This window comes from Cupriavidus sp. 291-E7 (genome assembly GCF_057798835.1).
This window is the reverse complement of record NZ_JBYOJV010000009.1, coordinates 294,088-302,369: the sequence shown is the minus strand read 5'-3', so window position 1 is coordinate 302,369 and position 8,282 is coordinate 294,088. Positions and strand designations below refer to the sequence as shown.

Here is an 8,282-nt window from a genome sequence, read left to right as displayed (position 1 = left end):
GCGGCACCGCGCCAGGCAACGGCTTGCACGGTAGAGGCGATCCCGTGCGGCCTGTGTCGTCCCGTAGCGGATCGCCTGCATGAGGAGTGCCGCCGCGGCAATGCCGCCGACACCCCTGTTGGAGACAGTAATGCTTAACACTCTTGCCAAGACCATGCTTGCCGCTGCGGCAGTTGTCGCCGGGTTCAGCCTGACCGCACACGCCGGTGCCTATGTGGATGGGTTTGTTGTAGCCGCACCGGGACACAACGGCCCGCGCGACGCCTTTACCGATGGCGCGCACAGTCTGGCGACCCAGACCACCATGCTGCCCGTGGTCACGTATCAGGGTAAAGCCGTGTGCATGATCCGTGGTTTTGATTCATACCAGGACGGCATGCGCAAGCCGGATCCTTACACCGATGGTGGACGCATCAGCTCTCGCGATGGTTTCACCGATGGCGCGCGCAGTGGCGCGCGCGACACCGGTGAGTGCCTGTCCTGAGCAGGAAAGACAGAGCAGGACAGCGCTTGGGGCGGCTTTTACGAGCCGCTTCGTTGTCCGGGGGAGGACTTGTCGCACCTTGCAGCACGAAGGCGCGATCGATCACGTCCACTTCCGTCAAAAATCCGCGTTCCAGGTATGCCTCGATTTTCCTGGCCTCCGAAAAGATGTGAAACCTCAGGGATGGGGACTTCCACCATTGCTCTCGCGCGACGCCGAAATAATCAATCGTCGCGCACGATAAGCGCGTGATCTCAGGCCACTGCTTCTTCACGGTCATCGCGTAGCGACGTTTGGCGTAAATCTTTCCAATCAGCAAGAGCTCGCTGATGCCGACGTGGTTCATGAGCTTGCGCGCATTGCGGACATTCTCGCCCGTGTTGGATGAGGTCTCTTCCAGGATGATTCTCTTGCGCGGCAGGCCTTGGGCAACTAGGCGATTGGAGATCTCCCGTGCCTCGCTGCTTCTGGCCCCACGAGTCCTGCCCCCAGCGATAATGAGCATCTCGAAGTGTCCGGAGTGGAAGAGGTCTATCGCAACACGCGACAGATCTGCTTGTGCATGTCGACTGCCGAACATCAAGGCAAATTTGCATGGTTGAATCTCCGTTTCTGGCGAGATGTAGTCAATCAGTTGAGTGCGGGTGCAACGCCCGGTTGTCGTGATGGCCATGTGGGAGGTAGGGAGGGACATGGAAGGTTGGGAAATGGTCGGCGTAATCGGGCCTGATCTATGGCTTGTGACAGGCATCCCGGCAAAGGTCGGCGAGCTCGCGGGGCTTTTCGGCCGTCACGTCGATCCATGCATAGTCCGTACCCTCAGGACTCAGAACCGGGTCCGCTCCGAAGAACGCACAGCGAAAGAACATGAGTAGCGCGCGCTTGCCGGGGACGATCTCGCAGGAATGGCTGCCGAGATAGAGCAGCCATAGTGATATGGAGTCCGCATTCCTTCCTGACTTCCCGTATCAACGCCGCTTCCAATTCCTCGCCAGGGTTTGGGCGGCCACCCGGCAATTCCCATTCCCCCGCGGATTCCTGACGAATAACACGCCTCTCGGTGTTTCGAGAACGGCCTTCACGCTAATGGGGGCTGTGAATGTTTCGTGCCTGAGATAGCGATATTCGCTATCCATGTTCGAACCTTATTCAGTGAATAGGATTTATTTCCAAGAAAAATATTAGATAGACTGAATGATAATGATTCTGAGTCATGGTCTGGGATCGGAGCAGCGCCGACCGGTAGGTTGTCCAATAACGTAGACCAATCGCGTGTGATGATCGATTAGCGTCTCCGGCTGAAATTCCATCGGTGGAATGCAATACATGTTGGCGTGTCCATATGCTGCGCCAGTGACGAGCGCCTGGACGGCGATTCCGAAGTCTTTATCTACCTCCCGTGGAGGTGCTGGAAAATCGACCACGCCAGATTTATCCAGGAGCTGCCAAATGACGACGAAGCCGGCATCCGCCGCCCATTGATGCACGGCGTTAAAGGTGGATCGGCCATGCGCGTCGGTGACGCCAAAGGCCATAGCGGCGGGTGAAAAGGTCAACCAAGCGACCAACGATGCGCTTGCCAGGATGGGGTGGGTTAACAGGAGTGAGCTCATGCTGTTGATCGATCAATTTAAATCCCAACTCGGGGTGCATGGCGCGGGTGGGGATGCATTATGGGGGAGATCAAATCCTATGCAATTGAAAGCGGCTATTGATTAAAAATCATCCGGATATTTATTCATACGAACATGAATGAATCTAATATTGAAGAATTATTCGGTTTTTTGATTAAATGCGCAAATTACGATAAATTGCTCTCATTCTCGGTGAAATTGTGTGGATCTTCCTCGCATCTGTCATTCAGCATGACGTGGTTGCGTACGTGACTTCCGTCGTGCGAAATGATGAGATAGAAAAGACGCTAATCTTGGACGAAGATTGGAGAGAAGTTGCTCGGTTATTTGGACAAGGAAATCCGAAATCTGCCGAATTATGTTATCGGGAACCATTCGCGGGAGTGGTGGTGTTGGCCTTATCTGCTTTGTAGGTGGCGGTTGGACGTTTGCAGAGGTTGTGCTGTGGATCTGTCAATCGGCATGAGGATCCGTCTGGCATACCAGATGTAAGGACATGCGTATGCGCAATGGGCGAAGAAAGACCAGGATGGAGCTACGCCATCTCCGCTGTTTCATGGCCGTCGCTGAAGAGCTTCATTTCGCTCGGGCGGCCGAGCGTTTGCACATGGAGCAGTCGCCGCTTTCTCGGACCATCCGGGAACTGGAGGATGAATTGGGTGTGCAACTGTTCTTGCGGACCACGCGAAGAACCCGCCTGACTCGTGCCGGTCAGTTGTTTCTGCGGCAGGTGCCGCGTATCTTCGCCGCGCTGGAGCAGGCACGCGACAGCGCGCAGGCTGTGGCCAACGGCTTTCATGACCAGCTACGTATCGTAGTGTCCGACGCTAGCGCCCGTTCGCAGCTTCCGGCGCTACTTGCGCTGTGTCGGCAGGAAGATCCGGAAGTGGAGCTCCGGTTGTTCGAAGTGTCGCTGTCGCAGCAAGTCGAGGGGTTGCACGACGGGCGGTACGACGTCGGCTTCTCCCTGAGCAACGACGTTGGCGATGGCATCACCGCTCACCCGCTTTGGAGCGAGCCACTGGTTGTCGCCGTGCCCGCACGTCATCCCTTGCTCGCTTACCGCCATATTCCGCCAGAGGAACTGCTGCGCTATCCCTTGGTTCTGTGCGACCCGCAAGCGTGGGACGGCCATGCCCGGCTCGTGGATCGCGTGCTAAGACGCGGGGATCAGGAACCGCTCATCGCCGATCGTGTTGCATCGCTAGAACTGATGATGACACTGGTGTCAGCGGGCCTTGCCCTGGGTCTGGTCGGCGCGTCACACGTGTTGGCCAGCCGCGAGTTGGGTGTGATTGCCCGACCGCTTGCAGGACACGTGCCACCCGTCACCACCTATTTGCTGCATCTCAATGGGGAACCGCCCCACATGCTGGCGCGCTTTATCATGCGAGCCCGCGCTGGCGGGCCGCCCGCCCTGGACGGGCATATCGATGTCTCGAACCCTCGAGCCTATGAGGATGTTGAGATATGAAGATCACCACGTTAATTCTATTGACCTTGCTGACCGTTGCTTGAGTGGCTTGTCGTCGCGCTGGACCTTCGGATACGGTGGAGTCGCTGCTGGCCAACCCCGAGCGGCTCGAGACGCTGCAAGAGCAATGCAGGATCAACCACGAGCGGCGGTGACGCGCACTGCAGGCGTGTTGCGGTGGCCACGAGCCAACACTTCCTGGGCATTGGCGCGCACTAGACCCCAGCCGCGCGTCCCTGAGCTTCCAATGGGACCCGTTTCGGTGCGCGTCCGAGATGGGGCGACACGCCACAACGCGCCAGCGCTTGCAGCGATGGCGCGTCTTGCGCTACGCGGTGCATTCTTGCGATTTCCGCCATCTTTGTCCCGATAACGGTCTTTGACCGTTGTCGGACGGCACACCAATCTTGAGCCAACGGCACGTTGTCGTGCCAACGTCGCGAGGTGTCTGTGCAAGAGAAAGCGGAAGTGCAAGGTGTGCAGGTTGGCCAGATAGCCGTCGTGCTCGGCCTGGTGACGCTCGGTGTGTGGATGGGAACACAGTGGACGGCTTCCTCCCTGGGGTATCAGACACGTCTGGGTCCGCCATGGTTCGTACTCTTTGCCACACCCGTCTATCACCCGTGGCGACTGTTCGAATGGTGGTTTCGCTACGACGCGTACGCGTCGGGGGTATTTAATACAGGCGGTGTTATCGCCATCACTGGCGCAATGCTCGCGGTGGCGGCGGCGACTGCCATGTCGGTATGGCGTTCGCGACAGTCGACGGTGGCGACGACCCACGGATCGGCGCGCTGGGCGCATGCTGACGATATCGGGAAGATCGGACTCACGCAGCCCGCAGGGGTCTTTCTCGGGCAGTTTGATGACCAGTACCTGCGTCACGAGGGTCCTGAACACGTCTTAGCCTTCGCGCCAACGCGCTCCGGAAAAGGTGTGGGGCTGGTCGTGCCGACTCTGCTGAGCTGGCCCGCGTCGGTCGTAATCCATGACATCAAGGGGGAAAACTGGACTTTGACCGCTGGCTGGCGATCGCGCTTCTCGCATTGCCTGCTGTTTAATCCCACGGATGCGCGCTCCGCCGCCTATAACCCGCTTCTCGAAGTCCGTCGTGGTGTGCATGAGGTGCGCGATGTGCAGAACATCGCGGACATCCTTGTGGACCCGGAAGGCGCACTGGAGCGCCGAAATCACTGGGAAAAGACCAGTCATGCACTGCTGGTCGGCGCCATCCTGCATGTGCTTTACGCGGGAGCCGACAAGACGCTGCGCGGCGTTGCCAACTTCCTGTCTGATCCGGCGTCAGCCTTCACGCTGACGCTGCATCGGATGATGACGATCCCGCATCTGGGCGATGCGCCACACCCGGTGGTTGCGTCGGCCGCGCGCGAGGTGCTGAACAAGTCGGAGAGCGAACGATCGGGGGTGTTGTCCACCGCGATGAGCTTTCTGGGCCTGTTTCGTGACCCCACAGTAGCGGCCGTGACGGCGCGCTGTGACTGGCGGATTGCCGATCTCGTCGACACCGATCATCCGATCTCATTGTACCTGGTGATACCACCTTCGGACATCAGCCGCACCAAGCCGCTGATCCGGCTGATCCTCAACCAGATTGGCAGGCGATTGACGGAATCTCTGGATGGCAGCGACGGCATTTCCCATCGTCACCGGTTGCTGCTGATGCTCGACGAGTTTCCGGCGCTCGGGCGACTCGACTTCTTTGAGACGGCGTTGGCCTTCATGGCGGGTTACGGTATCCGCAGCGTCTTGATTGCCCAGTCGTTGAACCAGATCGATCGGGCCTATGGTCAGAATCATTCGATCCTCGACAACTGTCACGTGCGCGTGACTTTCGCGGCAAACGACGAACGCACGGCAAAGCGCATCTCGGAAACCTTGGGCACGGCCACCGAGTTGCGCGGCCAGCGCAACTACGCTGGCCATCGACTTGCTCCCTGGCTGGGCCACCTGATGGTGTCACGGCAGGAATTTGCCCGCCCGCTATTGACCACTGGCGAAGTGATGCAACTGCCGTCCGACGAGGCCGTCGTGATGGTGGGGGGCTGCCCACCGATTCGGGCAAAGAAGTTGCGCTACTACGCGGATGCCAATTTCAAGCAGCGCGTGCTCCCGCCACCCGTCCTCGGGCGTGGACGCTATACCGATGCACCACCCGCGCGACCTGACGACTGGATCGCCCACGCACCCGCGATGGGCTTGGCCACGCCGCCATGCGTGGAAGCGCTACGCGCCGCCAGTCTCGGCGAAGAGGGGGAGGCGTCTCTGGCGCTTGGGGGCGACGAGGAGGCGGTATACGGCTTCGATCGGCACGCGGGCGCCAATGACCTAGCGCTGCTCGACGACGAATTCACGTTTGCCCTCGCGGGCCCGACAGCGCCGACTGCACCGACGATACCGAACATACCGACCACGCCGGGCGCGGCACCACTGGCAGCCTGCGTGGTCAACGACGGAGTCGACCGATGAGCCAATATCGCCTGAATCTCTTCATCTCTCCCGAGCACGCCGGACGCCTCGACGAACTGGCGACCAAGAAGGGCGTATCGAAATCATCGATCGTTGCGGCGGCGTTAGCCTCCTGGCTCTCGCCAGACGCGGGGGATCAGAGGGAGGTGGCGATAGCCAGGCGCCTGGACAGCTTGTCGCGTCAGTTTGAACGGCTTGAACGGGACCAGAACGTCCTGATCGAAACGGTGGCGCTCTACGTCCGCTACTACCTGACCGTGACGACCCCGGTGGCGCAAGCACACCAGGAAGCCGCACGCGCCCAGGGCAAGGCGCGCTTCGAACAATTTGTCGAACAGCTTGCGCGCCACCTGGCGCGCGGGCGCAGCCTGGTCCAGGACGTGATCGAGGACCTCGGGCCGGAGGTGGCAAAACTAGACGCTGCTGCCTCGGACCCGGCAGCGGCGCAGGAGAAATTCCCATGAGCGCACGACAACAGGGCGCCACGACTACCTCACTCGATCGACGTATCCGCATGCTGCGCACGGCAATGGGGCCCCTGATCGCGGCTGCTCTGGACGATCCGGACGTCGTGGAAATCATGCTCAATCCGGATGGCGCGCTCTGGGTGGACCGGCTGTCCTGCGGGCGGGTGCCGCTGGGTGCGCCATTGCCACCGGGAGACGGCGAACGCATCATCCGGCTCGTGGCGGCGCACGTCGGCGCGGAGGTCCATCGCGGCCAGCCTCTTCTGAGCGCCGAACTGCCAGAAACCGGAGAGCGCTTCGAGGGGATCTTGCCGCCCGCCGCGAGCGCGCCGGCTTTCGCGTTGCGCAAGCGAGCGATAGGCGTCATTCCCCTCGCTCGGTACATCGATGACGGAAAGATGGGCGCCGCGCAAGGCGAGTGCCTGCGCCAGGCAGTGCGCACGCGCCAGAACATCCTCATCGCCGGTGGCACCAGTACCGGCAAGACGACGTTGGCCAATGCCTTGCTGGCTGAGGTCGCTACCACGGAGGATCGCGTGTTGGTGCTCGAAGACACTATCGAGTTGCAATGCGTGGCGCGTGATCACGTGGCAATGCGCACCCGCGCCGGGGTCGTGTCCATGGCCGAGTTGGTGCGCTCGGCGATGCGTCTGCGCCCGGATCGCGTGGTCGTCGGCGAAGTGCGCGGTGGTGAGGCGCTGGACTTGATCAAGGTATGGGGCACCGGGCACCCTGGCGGTGTCGCGACCATCCACGCGGGATCCGCGCAAGGCGCGCTGCTGCGCCTAGAGCAACTGATCCTGGAAGTGGCGGTCCACGCGCCACGTGCGTTGATCGCCGAGGCGGTCAACATCGTCATTTTCCTCGCCGGCCGTGGCCATCGGCGCCGCATTGAAACGATAGCCCGCGTCGTCGGTTTCGACGATGCGGGCTATCGTCTGGAAGACGCAGAAACGGGCCCAAGCGCATCGCCTCCCGATGCACCGCCGCCCGATGTACCGGCGACAGTGAGCGCCGCGCGCGTTGGCGACCGATCGTGAAGGAGACCTGTCGTGACATATCCCGAAATTTCTGTGCCAAGACACCGGATGTTGCGTCCATCGGGCTCGATCCTGTGCGGTCCATGCGGTCGTCTCGCTGTGTCCACGGCTCGACTGCATCGCGCGCTGCTGGGCGCTTGCCTACTGGCGCTGGCCGGGACGGCAACGGCCGCAGGCTCTTCCATGCCGTGGGAAAGACCCTTGCAATCGATTCTGGATTCGATCCAGGGCCCCGTGGCACGCATCATCGCGGTGATCATCATCATCGCCACGGGATTGACTCTGGCCTTCGGAGACACGGCAGGCGGCTTTCGCAAGCTGTTGCAGATCGTCTTTGGCCTGTCCATCGCTTTTGCCGCGTCCTCGTTCTTCCTGTCGTTCTTCAGCTTCTCTGGCGGCGCCGTCGTATGAACGCCGGCGACGACTATTCTTCCGCTCGCCTGGCCAGCGGGTTTGAGGTGCCACTGCATCGTGCGCTAACGGAATCGATCTTTCTGGGCGGCGCGCCGCGCACGGTGGCGATTGCCAACGGCACGCTCGCAGCGGCCGTCGGCCTGGGCCTGCAATTATGGATACCAGGGGTGGTGCTGTGGGTCGTTGGCCACGCGTTGGCGGTGTGGGCCGCGCGCGTTGATCCACAGTTCATGCCGGTGTTCGCCCTGCATATCAAGCACAAAGCGCTGTTGGACGTGTGAG

At 60.9% G+C, this 8,282-nt stretch carries 10 protein-coding genes; 7 read left to right on the top strand and 3 right to left on the bottom strand.

Annotation, left to right across the window (positions count from 1 at the left end; translation table 11 throughout):
• Nucleotides 1-130: 130 nt before the first annotated feature.
• Nucleotides 131-484 (top strand): hypothetical protein, encoded by a 354-nt coding sequence (locus AC3FLX_RS18195; RefSeq protein WP_488698697.1) that lies wholly within the window; start codon nt 131-133, stop codon nt 482-484.
• On the opposite strand, the gene AC3FLX_RS18190 is transcribed toward AC3FLX_RS18195, so the two are convergent.
• The 3 genes from AC3FLX_RS18190 to AC3FLX_RS18180 all read right to left on the bottom strand — a co-directional run bounded on the left by AC3FLX_RS18190 (nt 432) and on the right by AC3FLX_RS18180 (nt 2,097).
• A complete protein-coding gene (locus AC3FLX_RS18190) occupies nt 432-1,178 on the bottom strand; it encodes a YdcF family protein (protein ID WP_488698696.1) in 747 nt (248 codons plus the stop codon). The two genes, AC3FLX_RS18195 and AC3FLX_RS18190, sit on opposite strands and share 53 nt — an antisense overlap.
• A 125-nt stretch (nt 1,179-1,303) precedes the next feature.
• Nucleotides 1,304-1,468 (bottom strand): hypothetical protein, encoded by a 165-nt coding sequence (locus AC3FLX_RS18185; protein ID WP_488698695.1) that lies wholly within the window; start codon nt 1,466-1,468, stop codon nt 1,304-1,306.
• A 227-nt stretch (nt 1,469-1,695) separates the two neighbouring features.
• Nucleotides 1,696-2,097, bottom strand: a complete 402-nt coding sequence (locus AC3FLX_RS18180; RefSeq protein ID WP_488698694.1) for a hypothetical protein — start codon at nt 2,095-2,097, stop codon at nt 1,696-1,698.
• Between the two features lie 550 nt (nt 2,098-2,647).
• Here AC3FLX_RS18180 and AC3FLX_RS18175 point away from each other — a divergent pair.
• From AC3FLX_RS18175 to AC3FLX_RS18150, 6 genes are all read left to right on the top strand, one after another.
• Complete coding sequence (locus AC3FLX_RS18175; RefSeq protein ID WP_488698710.1) at nt 2,648-3,592, top strand: LysR family transcriptional regulator; 945 nt, start codon at nt 2,648-2,650, stop codon at nt 3,590-3,592.
• A 468-nt stretch (nt 3,593-4,060) separates the two neighbouring features.
• A complete protein-coding gene (locus tag AC3FLX_RS18170; RefSeq protein ID WP_488698709.1) occupies nt 4,061-6,079 on the top strand; it encodes a conjugal transfer protein TraG in 2,019 nt (672 codons plus the stop codon).
• The gene (locus AC3FLX_RS18165) at nt 6,076-6,543 is read left to right on the top strand and encodes a CopG family transcriptional regulator (protein ID WP_488698693.1); all 468 of its coding nucleotides are present in this window, start codon (nt 6,076-6,078) and stop codon (nt 6,541-6,543) included. Before AC3FLX_RS18170 ends, AC3FLX_RS18165 begins: the two co-directional genes overlap by 4 nt.
• Complete coding sequence (gene trbB, locus AC3FLX_RS18160) at nt 6,540-7,586, top strand: P-type conjugative transfer ATPase TrbB (protein WP_488698692.1); 1,047 nt, start codon at nt 6,540-6,542, stop codon at nt 7,584-7,586. The genes AC3FLX_RS18165 and trbB overlap by 4 nt, the downstream gene beginning before the upstream one ends.
• 48 nt (nt 7,587-7,634) lie before the next feature.
• Nucleotides 7,635-7,997 carry a TrbC/VirB2 family type IV secretion system protein gene (locus AC3FLX_RS18155; RefSeq protein WP_488698691.1) on the top strand — a complete coding sequence of 121 codons (363 nt, stop codon included), beginning with the start codon at nt 7,635-7,637 and terminating at the stop codon, nt 7,995-7,997.
• A complete protein-coding gene (locus AC3FLX_RS18150) occupies nt 7,994-8,281 on the top strand; it encodes a VirB3 family type IV secretion system protein (protein ID WP_488698690.1) in 288 nt (95 codons plus the stop codon). Before AC3FLX_RS18155 ends, AC3FLX_RS18150 begins: the two co-directional genes overlap by 4 nt.
• Nucleotide 8,282: the final 1 nt, after the last annotated feature.